At 72.6% G+C, this 19,333-nt stretch carries 13 protein-coding genes; 2 read left to right on the top strand and 11 right to left on the bottom strand.

Going from position 1 to position 19,333, the window contains the following annotated elements:
- Positions 1 to 17 precede the first annotated feature (17 nt).
- The 5 genes from AB0G79_RS30935 to AB0G79_RS30915 are packed head-to-tail and all read right to left on the bottom strand — an operon-like array spanning position 18 to position 5,962.
- Positions 18 to 1,013, bottom strand: a complete 996-nt coding sequence (locus tag AB0G79_RS30935; protein ID WP_360812331.1) for a LacI family DNA-binding transcriptional regulator — start codon at positions 1,011 to 1,013, stop codon at positions 18 to 20.
- A complete protein-coding gene (locus AB0G79_RS30930; protein WP_360812329.1) occupies positions 1,010 to 2,794 on the bottom strand; it encodes a glycoside hydrolase family 36 protein in 1,785 nt (594 codons plus the stop codon). The genes AB0G79_RS30935 and AB0G79_RS30930 overlap by 4 nt, the downstream gene beginning before the upstream one ends.
- Complete coding sequence (locus tag AB0G79_RS30925; protein ID WP_360812327.1) at positions 2,791 to 3,663, bottom strand: carbohydrate ABC transporter permease; 873 nt, start codon at positions 3,661 to 3,663, stop codon at positions 2,791 to 2,793. Before AB0G79_RS30925 ends, AB0G79_RS30930 begins: the two co-directional genes overlap by 4 nt.
- Positions 3,660 to 4,571, bottom strand: a complete 912-nt coding sequence (locus tag AB0G79_RS30920) for a sugar ABC transporter permease (protein ID WP_360812325.1) — start codon at positions 4,569 to 4,571, stop codon at positions 3,660 to 3,662. The genes AB0G79_RS30925 and AB0G79_RS30920 overlap by 4 nt, the downstream gene beginning before the upstream one ends.
- The gene (locus tag AB0G79_RS30915; RefSeq protein ID WP_360812323.1) at positions 4,571 to 5,962 is read right to left on the bottom strand and encodes a sugar ABC transporter substrate-binding protein; all 1,392 of its coding nucleotides are present in this window, start codon (positions 5,960 to 5,962) and stop codon (positions 4,571 to 4,573) included. Before AB0G79_RS30915 ends, AB0G79_RS30920 begins: the two co-directional genes overlap by 1 nt.
- A 217-nt stretch (positions 5,963 to 6,179) precedes the next feature.
- Between AB0G79_RS30915 and AB0G79_RS30910 the strand changes: the two genes are divergently transcribed.
- Both AB0G79_RS30910 and AB0G79_RS30905 read left to right on the top strand, forming a co-directional pair.
- Positions 6,180 to 8,165 carry a hypothetical protein gene (locus tag AB0G79_RS30910; RefSeq protein ID WP_360812321.1) on the top strand — a complete coding sequence of 662 codons (1,986 nt, stop codon included), beginning with the start codon at positions 6,180 to 6,182 and terminating at the stop codon, positions 8,163 to 8,165.
- On the top strand, positions 8,162 to 9,331 hold the full coding sequence (locus AB0G79_RS30905; protein ID WP_360812319.1) for an aminotransferase class V-fold PLP-dependent enzyme: 1,170 nt from the start codon (positions 8,162 to 8,164) through the stop codon (positions 9,329 to 9,331). Before AB0G79_RS30910 ends, AB0G79_RS30905 begins: the two co-directional genes overlap by 4 nt.
- 18 nt (positions 9,332 to 9,349) lie before the next feature.
- On the opposite strand, the gene AB0G79_RS30900 is transcribed toward AB0G79_RS30905, so the two are convergent.
- From AB0G79_RS30900 to AB0G79_RS30875, 6 genes are all read right to left on the bottom strand, one after another.
- The gene (locus tag AB0G79_RS30900) at positions 9,350 to 10,945 is read right to left on the bottom strand and encodes a pectate lyase (RefSeq protein ID WP_360812317.1); all 1,596 of its coding nucleotides are present in this window, start codon (positions 10,943 to 10,945) and stop codon (positions 9,350 to 9,352) included.
- Positions 10,946 to 11,092: 147 nt separating this feature from the next.
- Positions 11,093 to 15,241, bottom strand: coding sequence for a molybdopterin-dependent oxidoreductase (locus tag AB0G79_RS30895; RefSeq protein WP_360812315.1), 4,149 nt, complete (start codon positions 15,239 to 15,241; stop codon positions 11,093 to 11,095).
- Positions 15,242 to 15,396: 155 nt separating this feature from the next.
- On the bottom strand, positions 15,397 to 15,963 hold the full coding sequence (locus AB0G79_RS30890) for a DUF6328 family protein (protein WP_360812313.1): 567 nt from the start codon (positions 15,961 to 15,963) through the stop codon (positions 15,397 to 15,399).
- A 32-nt stretch (positions 15,964 to 15,995) separates the two neighbouring features.
- On the bottom strand, positions 15,996 to 17,294 hold the full coding sequence (locus AB0G79_RS30885) for a sugar ABC transporter permease (RefSeq protein ID WP_360812311.1): 1,299 nt from the start codon (positions 17,292 to 17,294) through the stop codon (positions 15,996 to 15,998).
- Entirely contained in the window at positions 17,291 to 18,079 is a 789-nt protein-coding gene (locus tag AB0G79_RS30880; protein ID WP_360812309.1) for an ATP-binding cassette domain-containing protein, read from the bottom strand. Before AB0G79_RS30880 ends, AB0G79_RS30885 begins: the two co-directional genes overlap by 4 nt.
- Positions 18,080 to 18,115: 36 nt before the next feature.
- Positions 18,116 to 19,207 carry a substrate-binding domain-containing protein gene (locus AB0G79_RS30875; protein WP_360812375.1) on the bottom strand — a complete coding sequence of 364 codons (1,092 nt, stop codon included), beginning with the start codon at positions 19,205 to 19,207 and terminating at the stop codon, positions 18,116 to 18,118.
- Positions 19,208 to 19,333 lie beyond the last annotated feature (126 nt).

Below are 19,333 nucleotides of genomic sequence, written 5' to 3'. Positions count from 1 at the left end.
CCGACCCGGCGCCTCCCCTACGAAGCCACCGGCCCCGTCGACGCGCGGATGACGAGCTCCGGGTCGAAGAGGAGCTCGCCCGTCGGCACCTCGCGGTTGCTGACCAGCGCGAGCACGCTCCGGCCCACCTCCAGCGCGAGCCGGTCGGCGGGCTGGCGGACCGTGGTCAGCGCCGGGTCGGTGAACTCGGTCACCGACGACCCGTCGTACCCGACGACCGAGACGTCCCCCGGCACCGAGAGGCCCTGCCGGCGGATGCCGCGCACGGCGCCGAGCGCCATGAAGTCGCTCGCCGCGACGATCCCGGTGACACCCAGCCCGACCAGCGCGGTCGCCGCCGCCTGCCCGCCCTCCACGCTGTACGACTGGCGCACGACCCAGTCCCCGGCGTCCTCGATGCCCCGCCGGGCCATGGCCTCGACGAAGCCGCGCACCCGCCGGTCGGCCGGCCGGTTCCCCGCCGGGCCCGAGGACATGCCGATCCGGCGGTGACCGAGCCGGTGGAGGTGGTCGACGGCCAGCTCGGCCGCGAGCGCGTCGTCGGTGGAGAAGACCGGGGCGGGCACGCCGTCCGCGAACTCGCCGTTGATCCCCACGTACGGCACGCGGCGCTGCCGCAGCAGCTCGTAGCCGTCGGTGTCGGCCCCCTCCACCGTGTTGGACGCGGAGAGGAAGACGACGGCCGCGACGCCCTTGTCGACGAGCGAGGTGAGGAAGTCCAACTCCTGCACACCGCCGGGGAAGACGGGGCAGAGCACGGTCTTGAGGCCGTGCGGGGCGAGCGCCGACTCGATGCGCTCGGCGACGTCGGCGAAGAACGGGTTGGAGACGAACTCGGTCACGACCGCGACCAGTTGCCCCTGGGTGACCCGCTCGTAGCCGAGCTCCGCCATCGCCCGCTCGACCGCTTCGCGGGTCTTCTTCGACACGCCCTGCCGCCGGTTGATCACGCGGCTGACCGTGGCCTCGCTGACCTGTGCGTGGGCTGCGACGTCGGTGATACCGACCTTCATCGCGGTCCTTCCGTGAGTACGAGCGACACCAGACCGCCACGCGGGACGGTCAGGGCTCGGAGCCCTTCCGGCAGGAGCGCCAGCGGATCATCCATCATACGGCCGTCCGGCCCGACGACCCGGGCGGCCACCCGGCCGCCGCCCCCGGCGACGTCCACGACGACCCGGTCCCGGTCCGAGCCGTTGACCAGGTGGAAGCCCCGGTACGCGGCGAAGTCCAGCTCCACGACCCGGTCGCCGTGCACGCTCACCAGGCACTCGTCGCCCCGCGAGGCCCGCACGAGCGGGTACAGCTCGTCCGGACGGCCGGGCTCCACCACCCCGTCGAGCAGCAGCTCCCGGTGCGCCAGCCACGTGCCCAGCCAGAACCGCACGGTGGCCAGGTGCTCCGCCGGTGCCTCGTCGAGGCGGACGGAGAGCTGGGGCACCGCGTGGAGCGAGCCGATCAACTGGCGGGCCACCGCCTCGACCGGCGCGGTGGGCGACCACATGACCATGTCGGAGTGGACGGCCCCGCCGACGGCGAGCAGGGAGGTGTCGACGATCCGGACCCGGTTCGCCGTCGCGTCCGCCGGGCAGTCGAAGGACCGCAGCATGTTCCCGTACGGGGCCATGCCGGGCCCGACGTACGGCTGGCGCAGTTCGAGCAGCAGCCCGGGCCGTACGGCCTCCAGCGCGCGGCGCACCTCGGTGAGCAGCACGGTCATCGCGAGGCCCACGTCCCCGGCGCCGTCGCCCGCGTACACCGCGGCCTCGTCGAGGAAGTCCAGCTTGAGCCCGTCCACGCCGTACGCGCGGACCAGCCGGACGCACAGCTCGACGACGTGCCGGCGGACCTCGGGCAGGCGCGGGTCCAGGACGAAGGCGCCGGGCACCGTGGCCCGTACGGGCGCGGAGGACTCCCACCGCGCGTGGCAGTCGGCCTCGGGGCCGAGCAGCAGCGGCGCCGTCCAGAGCACGTACCGCAGACCCCGGTCGCGCACCCGTGTCACGTGGGCGGCCAGGTCGGGGAACTTGGCGGTGTCCGGCACCCAGTCGCCGACGCCGGCGTACCCCCGGCCGTTGCCGAAGCGCTGCCAGCCGTCGTCGAGGATGAGCACCCCGCAGCCGAGGCCGGCGGCGGGCCCGGCCTGCGCCTCGACGCCCTCGGCGGTGACGTCCTGGTTGAAGGCGTACCAGGTCGAGTAGACCGGCAGGCGGGCCGCGTCCGGCACCGGCATCGGCGGGAGGGCGGCGGCGAACCAGGCGCGGACCTGCCGCAGGGCGGCGGCGACGGACGGCGCGCGCGGGACCAGCAGGATCCGGTGCGGACCGTCGGACGCGGGCAGCGTCAGGTGGACGACGTGGGTGTCGTTCTCCTCCGACACGCCGTACCGGACCGTCGCCTCGGGCACCGGGTCGGCGGCGGCGAAGGCGAGGAGCGTCGCCCCGGAGTGCTCGTACAGGCAGCCGACGGCGGGCCCGTCGACGAGGCAGACCCGGCTGAGCCCCTCCCAGTCGGCGACCAGCGTCCGCCGCCAGCCGCCCTGCGGATGCCAGTAGCCGGCGGCGTCGCCGAGCGGCACCGAGAAGCGGATCTCGACGGGCAGCCCGTCGGCCCGCACGGAGAGCATCCGGGTCCCGTCCGGGAGCCCGGCCAGCTCCCAGCGGGGACGTACCTCCGGGTGGCCGGGGGAGAGGACGGCGATCGACACGTCGTCGAGCAGCGGCTCGGCGGGGGCGGGGGCCGCGTGCGCGGTGGTCACGGTGGCGGCCGGGGTCTCGTTCACGATGATGCTCATTCCTTCACCGCGCCCGCGAGGAGCCCGGACACGAAGTGGCGCTGGAGCGCGAGGAAGACGATCGCCATCGGCACGGCGGCGACGGCGGTGCCGGCGAGGATGGCGCCGTAGTCGGTCTCGTCCAGGCCCTGGAGGGAGGCGAGCGCGACCGGGATGGTGAAGGTGCTGTCGTCGCGCAGCACGATCAGCGGCCACACGAAGTCGTTCCACTGGTAGAGGAAGAGGAACAGCGCGAGCGCGGCGAGCGCGGGGCGCATCGGGGGGAGCGCGACCCGCCAGAACAGCCGGAACTCCCCGCAGCCGTCCATCCGCCCCGAGTCGAGCAGCGCCTGCGGCAGCCCGGCCATCGACTGGCGCATGAGGAAGATGCCGAAGGGCAGGGCCAGGTTGGGGGCGATGACGGCCTGGTAGGTGTTGAGCCAGTGCAGGTCGGCCATCATCTGGAAGAGCGGGACGAGGGTGATCTGCGCGGGCACGACCAGGCCGAGCATGAGCAGCCCGAACAGGGCCTCGCGGCCGCGGAAGCGGTACGTGGCGAAGCCGTAGCCGGCGAGGGTGCACACGGCCCCGGCGAGCAGGGTGTAGACGGTCGCGATGCCGAGGGAGTTGAGGACGACCCGGCCGAAGTCCGCCGTGTCCTGGAGGGTGGCGAGGTTCCTGGCCAGCTGCCCGCCGGGCAGCAGCGGCGGCGGGCTGTCGAAGATCTCCCGCGAGCTGTGGGTGGCGCCGATGGCGAGCCAGTAGAAGGGGACCGCGACGGCGGCGAGGGCGATGGCGAGCCCGGAGGTGAGCAGGATGCTCCGGCCGGGCTGGTGGAGCCGGCCGGTTCGACCGGGCTCGTCGGGCTTGCGGGTGCGGTCGGCGGTCACGACTTCTCCCCGAGGAGACGGAACTGGAGCAGGCCGAGGACTCCGACGAGGAGCGTGAGCGCGTACGCGATGGCGGAGGCGTAGCCGAAGTCGAAGTACTTGAAGGCGTTCTGGTAGAGGTACACGCCGACGGTCAGGGTCGCGTTGTCGGGTCCGCCGCCGGTCAGGACGTACGGCTCGTCGAAGAGCTGGAGCGTGCCGATCGTCGACAGGACGGTGGTGAGCAGCAGCGCGGGCCGCAGGCCGGGCAGCGTGACGTGCCGGAACGCCGCGAACGCGCCCGCGCCGTCGACGGCCGCGGCGTCGTACAGCTCGCGCGGGATCGTCTGGAGTCTGGCGAGCAGGATCACCGCGTTGTAGCCGGTGTAGTGCCAGGTCAGCGCGAGGCCGAGGGAGATGCGGGCCCACATGCCCTGGGTCAGCCACGGCACCGGGTCGATGCCGACGAGGCCGAGCAGCCAGTTCACGAGCCCGTACTCCTCGTTGAGGAGGACGGAGAAGACGATGCCGTACGCGACGAGGCCCGTGACCATCGGCAGGAAGAAGCCGAGCCGGAAGACGGGTCGACCGCGCAGCAGGGTCGAGTCGAGGGCGACCGCGAGCCCGGTGGCCAGCGCCAGCATGAGCGGCACCTGCACGAGGAGGATCACGGCGGTGTTGCGCAGCGCGGTCAGGAACAGCGGGTCCTCGGCGAGCCGGAGGTAGTTGTCGGCACCCACGAACGTCTCGGTCGCGCCGACCTTGCGGTGCAGGCTGAGGACGAACGACCAGGCGATCGGGTAGAGCTTGAACCCGGCGAAGAGGAGCAGCGCGGGCAGGACGAAGAGGTACGGGGCGGCCGTGCCCCGCCGCCTCCGCTGGCGCGCGGAGGGGCGGGACACGGCGGCACCGGTGGTGCTCGCTGTCATCAGGCGTTCTTCCGGCCCGTCTGGCGGGCGAGCTCGGCCGCCGCGTCGCCGAGGACCTTCGCCGGGTCGGCGCCCTTGAGCAGCACCTTCGTCTGGGCGTCGGTGACGAGCTTGAGCGCGCGGGCGTAGTCCGACGTGTAGTTCACGGCCGGGCTCGGGGCCTTGAGCGCGGCCAGGAAGACCTCGCCCTTGCGCTGGCCGCTGAAGAAGGGCGACGGCTCGTGGAAGACCGCGTCGTCGTACGCCTTGAGGAGCGCGGGCGCGATGCCCTTGCCCCGGTAGATGCCGACCTGCGAGGCGGGACGGGTCAGCGCGAACTCGACGAAGGACCAGGCCGCCGCCTGCTGCTTGCTGCTGCCGGATATGGCGAGGTGCGTGGAGTTCACGGTGGCGGCGGTGGGGCCGCCCCGGCGGACGGCCGGGGGCAGCCGGACCTTCCACTTGCCCGCCTCCTCCGGCACCTGCTCCTGGATGATCCCGCCGAACCAGGTCGGCCACGGCAGGACCGCCGCGGTGCCCTTCGTCAGGGAGCTCATCAGGGCGTTCCAGCCGCCCGCGAGGTCGCTGACGAGCCCGGCGTCGTTCATCTTCTTGATGATCGTCATCGCCCGGACCGCCTCGGGCGAGTCCAGGGTGATGTTCCCGTCCAGGTCGAAGTAGAAGGCGCCCTGGAGCTGGAGCAGCATCTGGAAGAAGTTGGCGGCGTCGGGCTGTGAGGCGGGCTTGTCGATGCCGAGGAGGTGGGCGCCGGTCTTCGCCTTGAGCTTCTTGCCCGCCTCGATCGTCTCGTCCCAGGTCTGGAGCGCCTCGACGTCGACACCGGCCTTCTCGAAGAGGTCGGCGCGGTAGTAGAAGCCCGCCGAGTTCGCCTCCCAGGGCAGGGCGTTGACCCGCTTGCCGTCGGGGGCGACGGTGGCCCAGAGGCCGTTGGCGAAGGCGTCCTTGTGGGCGGTGGCGCCGAGCGGGGCGAGGTCGGCGAGGCCGCCGGGGAACTTCTCGACGTATCCCGGCAGGTAGTCGACGCCGATGTGCAGCACGTCGGCGAGCCCCTGGCCCCCGGCGGCGAGACCGGCGGTGATCTTGTCCCAGATCGCGGGGTTGCCGATGTCCTCGACGGTGACCTGGATGTCGGGGTACTTCCTGTTGAACTCGGGGAGCAGCGCCTTGAGCTCGACGGCGGGGCCCTGCCAGGACCAGACGGTGATCTTGCCCTTCTTCGGGTCGCCCGCGGAGCCCGCGCCGCCGGCGCCGGTGTCCCCGCTGCCCGAGCAGCCCGTGAGGCCGAGCCCCGCGAATCCCGTCGCCGCGAGGGCGCCGCCTCCGAGGAGCACCTGCCGGCGACCGGGCCGCGGGCTTCCGGGCTGCTGTCTGTCGCTGGTCTGGTCCGTCATGTCGGGTCCCCTTGCTCACGTGGTTCGTCGTGGTGACGGAGCGGGACGTTACAAGCAAGGCGGCTGGACTTGCAATTCATCGGTGAAAACTTTCAGTCTGAGCGACTGTTGATCGATGACGTGTCCATTGTCATCCCGTCACGGCAGTTGCTAGCGTGCGCCCCGCCCCACCCCGCCCCACCCCACCCGCCCCGCCCACACCCGGGAGAGACCTCGCATGTCGCGCACCCGCCTGTCGCTGCTGTCCGCCGTCGCCCTGCTCGCCTCGCTGGCCCCGCTCGCCGCGACCGGAATCCCGGCGGCGGCGGCCACGCCCTCCCAGGGCCCCGCCGACGCGCCCCTGACCGTCGCCAACCCCGGCTTCGAACACGGCGTCTCCGGCTGGGAGTTCACCTCGGGGGCCGGAGTCGGCACCAACTACCCGCATGCCGGGAACCGGCAGGCCTACCTCGACGCGGGCAGCGGCCGGAAGGTGTCCCAGACCGTCACCGCCACCGGCCGCGGTGACTACCTCGTCTCCGCCTGGATCGCCACCGGCGGCCCCGGCGCCCGGTACGTCCTCCGCGTCGACGGCACCACCGTCGCCGAACGGACCCTCCCCGCCGCCGCGAACTACCGCCGCCACACGCTCGGCCGGATCGCCCTCGCCCCCGGCGACCGCCTGGAGATCGCCTTCGAGTCCGGGGAGGGCTGGGTCAACGTCGACGACGTGATGATCTCCCCGGCCAGCCCCGCCGACCCCCGCGTCACCTCCAGCGACCCCGAGATCGTCGCGATGTTCGACTGGGCCAAGTCCAAGGCCAACAGCTGGGTCCACCTCCCCGGCACCCGCGGCCCCCTCAATGCCGACGAACGCCAGACCGGCGGCATCGGCAACGCCGTCTACGGCCCCTCCTACTGGGCCGGCTACGCCAACCGCAGCGGCTACTACTCCCGCGACATGGCCCACCAGCTCTCCGGCGCCGGAGTCCTCGGCCTCCACGCCGAGAACAAGGAGATGCTCCGCGCCTTCGCCGCCTCCGCGACCGACGAGCACGCCTACTACCCGGTGTGGGCCCTCAACTTCGACAACCGGACCTACCTCTCGATCGACTACCGCGACCGGGACGTCTTCGTCCGCGAGGTGCCCGCCCCCTTCGAGCTGGTCCAGAAGGCCGAGGAGGCGTACCGCTGGAGCGGCGACCCCGCCTACCTCGACGACCCGGCCCTGTGGGAGTTCTACCGCCACGCCACCGAGGAGTTCGTCACCCTCCACGACGGACAGAAGGACAACGGACCGGGCGTCGACGTCGCCGAGGGCACCGGCAAGGGCATCTTCCAGGGCGTCGCCAGCTACAACGAGACGAGCGACGAACCCCTCGCCGAGGCGGGCGACGCCATCGGCTCCCAGTACCAGGCCTACCGGGCCATGGCCTCCCTCGCCCGCGCCAAGGGCGAGCACGCCCTCGCCGCCCGCTTCGACGACCGCGCCCGCGACCTCAGGACGTACTTCAACACCACCTGGAGCGGCACCGGCACCGGCGCCGACATGGTCCGCGGCTACACCACCGACGGACGCGCCCTCACCGGCTGGGGCAAGGAGAACAGCTGGTTCATGCCGATGAAGCAGATCGTCGACCCCGGCGAGCGGCGCGAGGCCTACCTCGACTACATCGACCAGCAGGCCGAGGGCGCCGGCCGCCCCGACAACATCGAGGCCCTGACCTACCTCCCCGACACCTTCCTCACCAACAACCGCCCCGACACCGCCTGGAAGTGGATGCGGCACATCTACGCCCAGAAGGACGTCCAGCACGTCAACGCCCGCCAGGGCACCAACGGCGACTACCCCGAGGTCTCCTTCACCCTCGTCGGCCAGACCGTCCAGGGCCTCCTGGGCGTCACCCCGGACGCCCCCGCCCGCACCCTCGCCACCCAGTCCCGCCTGCCCTCCGGCATGGAGTGGCTCGGCGTCGAGGACCTGCGCGTCGGCGACTCCGTCTTCGCCCTCCGCCACGACACGGACCGCCGCTCGACCCTCACCCACACCTCGGGCACCGCCCCGTACACCTGGGAAGCCCGCTTCCCCGGCGCGCACCCGGCCGTCGCCGTCGACGGCCGGGTCGTCGAGGCAACCCGGACCGAGGTGATCGACGGCGCGACCTACACTGTCGTCCGTACGCGCGTGGCCCCGGGCCGCACTGTCACGATCGAGGTCCGATGAGCACGACAGCCCCGTTCCCCGAGGGCCGCCCGCCGGCCGCGTTCCCCGGCGGGGCCGAGCTCTTCGGCCTCACCCCGGCCGTCGCGCACCTCAACCACGGCTCCTTCGGCGCCGTGCCCCTGCCGGTCGCCGAGGTCCAGCGGAGGCTCGCGGAGGAGGCCACGGCCGATCCCGACGCCTTCTTCATCGGCGTCCCCGACCGCATCGCGGCCGCCAGGGAACGCGTCGCCGCCCACCTGGGCGCCGACCCCGAAGGCCTGGCCTTCGTCGCCAACGCGACCGAGGCCGCCAACCTCGCGCTCGACGCCCTGCGCCTCGACGCCGACGACGAGGTCCTCGTCACCGACCACGGCTACGGAACGGTCGTCGCGGCGGCCGAGCGGCGCGCCCGCACCACGACCGTCGAACTCGGCCTCGACCTGCCGGACGAGGACGCGGTCCGCGAGGCCGTGCTCGCCGGGGTCACGCCCCGGACCCGCGCGGTCCTCCTCGACCACATCAGCTCGCCCACGGCCCGGCTCCTCAGCACGCCCCGGCTCCTCGCCGACCTCCGCGAGCGCGGGATCGCCACCGTGATCGACGGCGCCCACGCGCCCGGCATGCTCGCCGACCCCCTCGCCGGAGAACCCGACTTCTGGTTCGGCAACCTCCACAAGTGGGCGTACGCCCCCGCCGGCACCGCGGTCCTCGCGGTGGCCCCCGCGTACCGGGCGCGCGTCGCGCCGCCCGTGCCGTCCTGGGAGGACGGGCGGGGCTTCCCCCGCTCGGTCGAGTTCCGGGCCACCGTCGACTACACCGGCTGGCTCGCCGCGCCCGAGGGCCTCGACCTGATCGAGCGCCTCGGCGCCGCCGACGTCCGGGCCCACAACGCCCGGCTCGCCGCGTACGGTACGGAGTCGCTGCTCGACGGCCTCCCGGGCGCGACGCCGCTCCCGTACGGCGAGGGTCTCGCGATCCGCTCCCTGCGCCTGCCCGGCGGGCTCGCCCGCACGAAGGCGGAGGCGGCGGCGCTGCGCGAGGAGATCGCCGCCCGGCTCGGCCACCGCGTCCTCGTCTGGAACTGGCCGACCGGTGGCGGGATTCGTCTCTCCGGGCAGATCTACAACCGGCCCGAGGAGTACGAACGCCTCACCGCCGACCTGCGGAAGCTGCTGGCCGGCGGCTGAGCGGACGGGACGCCTCCGCTACCCGGCGTACGTCTCGAACTCGGCGACCCGCGGCGTGGCCGACGAGCCGGTGATCTCGAAGGTGACCTTGCTCAGGGTGACCGGGGCGAAGGCGATGGAGCCCGCGCCGGTACCGGTGGCCAGTACGGCCCCGGTGTCGGCGTTCAGGAGCCGCCAGGTCCCGATCCGGCCGGTGGCTCCGCTCGGCTCCTTGACGACGGCCTTCGAGATCGCCGTCGGGGAACCCCACTTGACCGAGACCGATCCGGTGGACCCGCTGGGCGACCAGTAGGTGGCGAGGTCACCGTCCCGGACGTTGCCGTAACTGGTCCCGTCGGCCTTGCTCGACCCGTCGGAACCGGCACCGATGCTGAGGTTGGTGCCGGTGGGGGCGGACGTGGTCGGCGCGGGGGTCGTGGGTGCCGGGGTGGTCGGTACCGGGGTGGTGGGCGTGGGCGTCGGCGTGGTCGCCGTCGGCGTCGGGCTCGGCGTCGTCGGCGTGCAGGACCCGTCCGACACCTGAAGTCCCCTGCCCGCACCGGCGGTCCGGCTCACGACGTCGGGGACGCAGCTCGCCGGGTCCAGGGTGTAGGCGTACGGGACGGAGATCGTCGTGTTGGACTGCGGGTTCGGCCCGGCGGGCCGGTACTCGGTGCTGGGGCTCGACCAGGTCACGTTGTCGAAGACGTTCCCGCCGACCTGCCAGTACCCGGTGGTGTCGGTATAGAAGGTGCCGAGGACGTCCTTGGAGTCCTCGAAGTAGTTGTTGTCGACCTTGGCCCGGCCGCCGGCGCGGGAGTTGATGCCGGACTCGTTGATGCCGGAGTAGTGGTTGTCGTAGATGTGGGCGGTGCCGCCGCGCAGGAGGGGGACGCGGGAGTCGAGGTTCTCGTAGAGGTTGTGGTGGTAGGTGATGAAGCTGTTCGACAGCTCCGTCTCGCTCGACCCGACCAGTCCGCCGCGCCCGGAGTTCCGAAGGACGCTGTAGGACAGCGTGACGTACTGGGTGTTGTCCTTCATGTCGAAGAGCCCGTCGTACCCGTCCGACTCGCCGCCGGAGGCCTCCAGGGTGACGTGGTCGACCCAGACGTTCCGCACGTCGCTCTCCATGCCGATGGCGTCGCCGCCGTTGGAGGTGGGCGAGCCCGACTTCTTGACGTTCCGCACGGTCACGTTCTGGATGACGATGTTGCTCGACTGACGTATGTGGATGCCGAGTTGGTCGAAGACGGCCCCGGCTCCGACGCCGATCAGCGTCACGTTGCTGATCTGCTTGAGCTCGATCACCCCGGCGGCGGTGTTGCAGCTCGGCCCCGACACCTGGGCGGTGTTGGCGTGGTTGATCGTCCCCTCGACCTCGATGACGATCGGGGTGCTGCTGCTGGCCCGCCCGCAGAGGGCCGCGTGGATCGCCGTCCCCGTGGTGGCGCGCACGGTCTGGCCGCCGGCGCCGCCGGTGGTGCCGCCGTTCTGCGTCGCGTACCCGGTGGGCCCGCCGGTCGCGGCGGACGCCTCGGGGGCCGCGACCACGGCCCCGGCGGCCGCGGCGAGGGCCAGCGCGGCGAGCGTGGCCTGGAGCCTTCGCGTGACCGGGCGTGTGGCATGTCGTCTCATGGATGGCCTTCCCTGCTTCCCGCCGCATGGCGGGACTCGGTCGTCTGTGTCGTCCTCACACCTCCTGGAAAGCGCTTTCTGCGTGGGTGACGATAGGGCGGTGGCACCGGCCTGACAAGCCTCCGCGCACGATCACGGGCGCATCGGTCAGTACACGTCCCGTACGTACCGCCTGTCGGCGGCCAGCTGCTTCACGTACACCGCGGCCGAGCCCTCGTCGTGGCCGCCGTGGGTGATCGCGACGTCCCGGAGGGCCCGGTCCACGTCCTTCGCCATGCGGGCCGCGTCGCCGCAGACGGCGACATGGGCGCCGGACCGGAGCCAGGACCAGAGCTGCGGGCCGTGTTCGCGCATGCGGTCCTGGACGTAGACCTTGGCCCGCTGGTCTCGGGAGAAGGCCGTGTCGAGACGGGTGAGGGTGCCGTCCGCCAGGAGGGCGGTGAGCTCGTCCTCGTAGTAGAAGTCCGTCGCCCGGTGCTGCTCGCCGAAGAAGAGCCAGTTCGGGGCGCGGTGGCCGAGCGCCCGGCGCTCCTCCAGGAAGCCGACGAACGGGGCCACGCCCGTGCCGGGACCGACCATGATCAGCGGGGTCGAAGCGTCCGCCGGTGGACGGAAGTTCGGCGTGCGCTGGACGAAGACCGGGACCTCCGCGCCCGGTTCGGCGTCCGCGAGGAACGGGGAGCAGACGCCCTTGCGGGCGTGGCCGTGGAGGTTCTCGTACCGGATGACGGAGACCGTGAGGGAGACCCGGTGCGGGTCGGTCAGGGGGCTCGAGGAGATCGAGTAGAGACGGGGCTTCAGGCGGCCCAGGACCTCCGCCCACTCCTGCGCGCTCGCCCGGACCGGGTGCTCGGCGAGCACGTCGACCGCCTGGCGGCCCCACGTCCACTGCGCGAGGCCGTCCTTGTTGTCGGGACGGAGCAGCCGCTTGAGGGTCCGGTCGCCGGTCCGCTCCGTCACGAAGGAGAGGAAGGCGTTCGTCGTGCGGGTGATGTCCAGGTGGCGGTGGAGAGCCTCGCCGAACGCCACCGGCCTTTCCACGGAGGGGAGTTCCACCGGGGCGTCCGCCGGCAGGCCCGTCGCCGCCAGCCATTCCGCCACCAGGTCCGGGCAGTTGACCGGCTGCACGCCGAGCGCGTCGCCCGCCTCGTACCCCAGCGGCGCACCCCCGCCCTCGCTCGTGTCGAAGGTGAACCGCCGCACCTCCTTGCCCGCCCCCGGCAGGCTCAGCAGCCGGTTGCCGACCAGGCGGGCCGGGGTGGTGACCGGGCCCGTCCGGCGCTTCGGAGCCGGAGGCGCGGTCGCGGTCGCGGCCGCGGCCGCGACCGCCGGCCCGGCCGCGTCGGTCGTCGCGTGCCCGTCGCCGAGCTCCGCGAGCACCTGGTCCAGCCACGCCAGAGCCGACGGCTCGAAGTCCGGCTCGCAGTCCGTCCGCGGTGCCAGGCGTACGCCTCCGAGCTCGCCCAGCCGGTCGTCGAGGCGCCGCCCGTGCCCGCAGAAGTCGCCGTACGAGGAGTCCCCGAACGCCAGGACCGCGTACCGCCGCCCGTCCAGGCGCGGCGAGTCGGGCGCGGCGAGCGCGTCCCAGAACCCGGCGCCGTTGTCGGGGGCGTCCCCGTCGCCGAAGGTGCTGGTGATGAGGAGGAGGTCGGCCGTGGGGGAGAGGGCCGCGAGGTCCGTCGCGTCCATGCCCGTCAGGGCGGGACGGTGTCCCGCCGCCTGCAGCCGCGCCGCCGCCGTCGCCGCGAACTCCTCCGCGTTCCCCGTCTGCGAGGCCCAGAGGACCACGACCTCACGTCCGGCCGTGACCGGTTCCGCCGCGGCCCCGGGCGTCCGGGAGTACATGCCGGCGAGGACCCCGTCGACCCAGCGCGCGTGCTGCGCCCGGAACGGCGCCCCCGGCGGCAGCACCGGCACTCCGGGCGCGCCCTGCTCCAGGCCCGCCAGGAAGCCCACGAGGTACTGCCGCTCCTCCGCGCTCAGCACCGGCGGCGGTTCCGGCGCGAGGCCGAACGCCCCGAGCGCCGCCGACGGCCCCGCACCCGCGCCAGGCCCCGCACCCGCGCCCGGCCACGGCCCCGGCCGCGACCCCGGACCCGGCTGGACGACGCCGCTCGGGACGAGCACGCGCGGGGCGTCCCGCGGCACCCGCGCGGGTGCCGCCACCCTCCGCAGCGCCACGGCGCACACCTTCAGCTCCGGCTGGAACGACAGCGGGTCCACCGCGTCGTTCGTCACCGCGTTCACGCACAGGTCCTCGCCGAACAGGTCGTTCCAGTGGAACGGCGCGAAGCAGCACCCCGGCCGCACACGGTCCGTCACCACCGCCGGCAGGACCACCTTCCCCCGTCGCGACACGACCTCGACCGCGTCCCCCTCCGCGATGCCGAGCTCCCGCGCGTCCTCGGGGTGCACCTCCACGAAGGGCGCCGGGTTCAGCTTGTTGAGCTTCGCGACCTTCCCCGTCTTCGTGAGGGTGTGCCACTGGTGCTGGAGACGGCCGGTGCTGAGGACGAAGGGGTGATCGTCGTCGGGCATCTCCGCCGCGTCGACGTGGGGGCGCGGGAAGAAGACCGCGCGTCCGCTCGGCGTCGGGAAGACGGGCCCCGGAGCGTCCTCGGAGACGTACCGGATCGGGTTCCGCGCCGGTCCGCCGACCGCCGCCGGCCACTGGACCGGCGTCTCGCGCAGCCGCTCGTACGTGACCCCGCCCAGGTCGTACCCCGTCCTCGGGTTCCCCGCGCGCCGGATCTCCTCGAAGACCTCCTCGGCGCTCTCGTACGCGAACGCCTCCCCGTACCCCATCGCCCGCGCCACGCCCGCGATGATCCGCCAGTCGGCCAGCGCCTCGCCGGGCGGGTCGGCCGCCGGGCGGGCGAGGGTGAGGCCGCGCTCGCTGTTGACGAGGACGCCCTCGGTCTCGGTCCACAGGGCCGCCGGGAGGACGACGTCGGCGTACGCGTTGGTCTCCGTCTCGGCGAACGCGTCCTGTGCGACGACCAGCTCGGCGGCCCGCAGCGCCGCCACCACCGTGGACCGGTTGGCGACCGACGCGACCGGGTTGGTGCAGATGATCCAGCAGGCCTTGACCTCGCCGTCGGCCATGCGCCGGAAGAGGTCGACGGTGCCGGTGCCCGAGCCGTCCTCGCGGATCGTGCCGGCCGGGAGCCCCCACAGCTCCTCCGTGAAGGCCCGGTCCTCGGAGACGAGGACCGACCGCTGCCCGGGGAGGCCGGGGCCCATGTACCCCATCTCGCGTCCGCCCATGGCGTTCGGCTGGCCGGTGAGCGAGAAGGGGCCGGAGCCCGGTCGGCAGATCGCGCCGGTGGCCAGGTGAAGGTTGATCAGGGCGTTGGTGTTCCAGGTGCCGTGCGTGGACTGGTTGAGGCCCATGGTCCAGCAGCTGGTCCACTCCTTCGCCGTGCCGATCCACTCGGCCGCCGTCCGCAGGTCCTCCTCCGGTATGCCGGTGAGCGCGGCGACCGTCGCGGGCGGGTAGTCGGCGAGGAACGGGACCATCGCCTCCCAGCCCTCCGTGTGACCGGCGACGAAGGCGGGATCGGTGTGCCCGTTCTCGTGCAGGAGGTGCAGGAGCCCGTTGAGGAGCGCGAGGTCCGTGCCGGGCCTCACCCGGAGGAACAGGTCGGCCTTCTCGGCGGTCGCGGTCCGCCGGGGGTCGACGACGATCAGCTTCGCCCCGGCCTTGACCCGCTCCATCATCCGGAGGAAGAGGACGGGGTGGCAGTCGGCGATGTTGGAGCCGATGACGAGGAAGACGTCCGCCCGGTCGAGGTCGTCGTACGAGCCGGGCGGGCCGTCCGCGCCGAGGGACAGCTTGTAGCCGGTCCCGGCGCTCGCCATGCACAGCCGGGAGTTCGACTCGATCTGGTTGGTGCCGACGAAGCCCTTGGCGAGCTTGTTGGCGAGGTACTGCGCCTCCAGGCTCATCTGGCCGGAGACGTACAGCGCGAGGGCGTCCGGGCCGTGCTCGTCGACGATCGCCCGGAGCCGGCGCCCGGTCTCGGCGATCGCCGCCTCCGTGCCGGTCGGCACGGGCTCCGCGGCCCGGTCGGCGCGGACGAGCGCCCGGGTCAGGCGGCCCGGCGCGGCGAGCATCTCGGCGGTCGTGGCGCCCTTGGTGCACAGGCGCCCCCGGTTGGCGGGGTGGTCCTTGTCGCCGGTCGCCTTCAGGACCGTACGGCGGCCGTCGGCGCCGATCCCGATGTCGAGGAGCAGTCCGCAGCCGACACCGCAGTACGAGCAGACGGACCGCACCTGCGTGTCGTGTGGGGTCACCGGGGCGCCTCTCCGTGGAACCAGCCGATCGGGAACCGATCGGGTCGATCGGTTCCCGACCGTACGGAAGGGCCGTTACGCCCGTGTCAACCGATCGGATCATGGTCCGTAACGCCGGTCACACAGTCCCCCGGAGCCCGGTGTGAGCTCGCCCCCTACGGGCCGCTCGTGTACCGGAACCGCACCCACAGCGGCAGCGCGAACCAGCAGAGCAGGTACCAGGCGAAGACCCCGGCGACCAGCCAGGGCACGTACGCGTCGTCCGTCGCCACCCGCAGGATCAGCAGGAGCGCGGAGACGAGGGTGGCGAGGAGGAGCACGATGCCGGTGAAGGTGAGCCGGGAGGCCCAGACCACCGCCTGCGGCTTGACCCGGCGCCCCGACACGATCCGGTGGAAGGCGACGGGGCCGATGAGCGCCCCCGTCGCCAGGGAACCGAGGACGACGGTGACGATGTAGATCGTCTTGTCGGTCTGGCCGAGTCCCTGGAAGTGCGGGGTGAAGACGACCGTGAGGAGGAAGCCGAGCAGGATCTGCACACCGGTCTGCGCGACGCGGATCTCCTGGATGAGCTCCTGCCAGCGCCGGTCCGCCCGTTCGTTCTCCGTCTCGTTCCGGCCGTCGCCCCTGCCCGTACGGCTCCTGCCCGTACGGCTCCGGCCCTCCTCGCTCCGGCCGCCGTCCCCGCCCGTACGGCTCCGGTCCTCGTTCTCGGCTCCCATGGAGCACCACCCTCCGATCGCGGCGACACGGCTCAGGCCCGCCCCGCCGCCTTCTGGCTGCGCCGGGACAGCGAGTCGACGACCACGGCGGCGAGGAGCACCGAACCCGTGATCATGAACTGGACGGCGTTGCTGACTCCCATGATGTTCATGCCGGACTGGATGGAGCCGATGACCAACGCGCCGAGCAGCGCGGACCAGACCGATCCGCGCCCGCCGAACAGGCTCGTGCCGCCGATGACCGCCGCCGCGATGACGTTCATCAGCAGGTTGCCGCCGCCCGAGGTCTGGCTCGCCGACTGGATCTGGCCGGCGAGGAAGACGCCGCCGATCGCGGCCATGGTCCCGGCGATCGAGAAGACGGTGATCCGGACGAACGGCACGCTGACGCCCGCCCTGCGCGCGCCCTCGATGTTCCCGCCGACGGCGAAGATCCGGCGCCCGTACGTCGTGCGGCGCAGGACGAAGTCCAGGACGACGAGGAGGACCAGGAAGATCAGGAGGGCGAGCGGCAGCCCCTGGTACCGGTTGAGGACGTACGCCGCCGCGAAGGCGATCGCCGCGATCACGGCCGTACGCAGCACGATCTCGGCCACCGGCCGGTACGGCACACGGGCCGCCCTGCGGCGCCGCGCGTCCAGGAGCGAGGCCGCCAGGAAGAGCCCGACGCCGACGGCGGCCGTCACGTACGCGGCGGCGGGGCTGTGGTAGATCGTCGAGTAGAGCCGCGAGACGATGCTCTCGGCGGGGATGTTGACCGTGCCGCTGGTGCCGAGGACCTGGAGCATCAGGCCGTTCCAGGCGAGGTTTCCGGCGAGCGTGACGACGAACGCGGGCACGCCGACGACGGCGAAGAAGAACCCGTGGATCAGCCCGACGACCGCGCCGCCGCCGATGGCGACGAGCAGCGCCAGCCACTCGTTCATGCCGTTCAGCACGTTCAGGACGGCGAAGATCGCGGCGCACAGGCCGCTGACCGAGCCGACGGAGAGGTCGATCTCGCCGAGCAGCAGGACGAAGACGATCCCGACGGCGATCATGCCGGTGCCGACGATCTGCTGGCTGAGGTCGGAGAGGTTCTGCGCGGAGAGGAAGGCGCTGTCGAGGCTGCCGAAGACCGTCCAGATGACGACGAGGGCGAGGACGACGGGCAGCGAGCCCAGCTCGCCGCTGCGCAGCTTGCGCCGGAACTCGTCGACGTACCCCTTGACGCCCTCCTCGCGGACGAGGAGCCGGGCGTCGACGGCGGGCACCGCGCCCTTCGCGGGTTCCTGGGCGGCGGAGTCGTCGGAGCGACGGCGGTCACGGCCCCGGTCCGGGCGGCCGTTCATGATCCATCCGCCTCCTCCCCGCGCTGACGGGCCCGGCGGCGGGTGACCGCGCTGTCCGTGGCCCCGGTGATGGCGGAGATGATCTCCTCGGTGGTGGTGGACCGCTTGTCGAAGACGCCGTTGTTCCGGCCGAGCCGCATGACGGCGATCCGGTCCGCGACCGCCATCACGTCGACCATGTTGTGGCTGATCAGGATGGTCCCGAGCCCCTGGTCCCTGAGCCGCTCCACGAGGTCGAGCACCTCGGCGGTCTGCTCGACGCCCAGCGCCGCCGTCGGCTCGTCGAGGATGACCACCTTCGGCGCGCCGATCAGCGACCGGGCGATGGCGACCGTCTGGCGCTGGCCGCCGGAGAGCGAGGCGACGGGGATGCGGACGCTCGGGATGCGGATGGACAGGGTGTCGAGCAGTTCGCGGGCGCGCCGGTCCATGCGGACCTCGTCGAGCACCCCGAAGCGGCGCAGCTCGCGGCCGAGGAACAGGTTGGCGACGACGTCGAGGTTGTCGCAGAGCGCGAGGTCCTGGTAGACGGTCGCGATGCCGAGGTTCTGGGCGTCGTGCGGCCGGTTGACGGCCACCGGGCGGCCCTCCCACTCGATGACGCCCTCGTCCGGCGGGTTGACCCCGGCGATGGCCTTGACGGCGGTGGACTTCCCGGCGCCGTTGTCGCCGACGAGCGCGACGACCTCGCCGGAGCGCACCTCCAGGTCGAACCCCTTCAGGGCCTGGACCGCGCCGAACCGCTTGGAGATCCCCCGCAGGGTGAGCACGGGTGGCTCCGGCAAGGGAACCGCCTCCTCCGTACGGCAGCGGACCCCGGGTCAGCGGAGTCCGGCCTCCTCGCAGGCGGCCGCGTAGGTCGGCGTGCAGATCTCCTCGACCGTGTACAGCCCGTCCTTGACGACCGTGTCCTTGATGTTGGTCTTGTCGACCACGACCGGCGTCAGCAGGTTGGCCGGGACCTTCTGGCCGCTTCCGCTGGTGACCGTGGTGGGGGTGAGCGAGTCCGGGAGCTCCTTGCCCTCGGCGAGGTCCACCGCCATCGTCGCGGCGATGTCGGCCTCCGGCTTGTACGGCTTCTCGACCGTGATCGTCTGCGTGCCGACGAGGATCCGCTGGATCGCGTCGAGCTGGGCGTCCTGGCCGGTCAGCGGCACGTTCAGGCCGGCGGCCTTGAGCGCGGTCGCGATGCCGGCGGCGAGGCCGTCGTTGGCCGAGTAGACGCCGACGATCCGGTCCTTGCCGAGCGCGCTGATGGCGCCGGACATCTGCTGGTTGGCGTTGTTGGGGTCCCAGTTCGGCGTGTCGTACTCCTTGCCGATCTTCACCTTGCCGTCGAGGACGGAGTGCGCGCCCGCCTTGAACTCGGCCGCGTTCGGGTCGGTCGGGGAGCCGTTGTGCATCACGATCTCGCCGTCGCCGGCCTTGTCGCCGAGCGCGTCGAGGAGCGCCTTGCCCTGGAGCTCGCCCACCTTGCGGTTGTCGTAGGAGACGTACGAGTCCACCGGGCCCTGCGCCAGGCGGTCGTACGCGACGACCTTCACGCCCGCGTCATGGGCCTTCTGGACGGAGGACTGGATCGACTTGGCGTCCACGGCGTCCAGGATGAGGACCTTGTCGCCCTTCGCGAGCGCCGTGTTCACCTGCTGCTGCTGGGTCGTCGCGCTCTCCGCCGCGTTGTAGTAGTCGATGGTCGCCCCGGGCGCCAGCTCCTTGATCTTGGCCTCGATGTAGGGCCGGTCGAACTTCTCGTACCGTGTGGTCTTGCTCTCCGGCAGGAGCAGGCCGATCCGTACCTCGCCCTGCGCCGCGCTCCCGGCGCCCGGCTCGGCCGCTCCGATCTGCGACGCCGCCCCGAGCGCGAGAGCCGCGGCTCCGGCGAGGGCGACGGCGCTCCGCACTGTCCGGGTCATGGTCATGGAAGGCCTCCTCTCGTACGTCCCCACTCCGGGTTCTCCCGCGAGTACCCGGACGGAGATGCACCTATGGCCTCTCTCTCGACCCTAGTCGCAACCTGGGGACCGGCAAGCGGGTGACGC

The organism is Streptomyces sp. NPDC020807 (assembly GCF_040641575.1).
Classification (GTDB): domain Bacteria; phylum Actinomycetota; class Actinomycetes; order Streptomycetales; family Streptomycetaceae; genus Streptomyces.
Note: the sequence above shows the minus strand (reverse complement) of the source record. Positions and strands in the feature narration are given on the sequence as shown.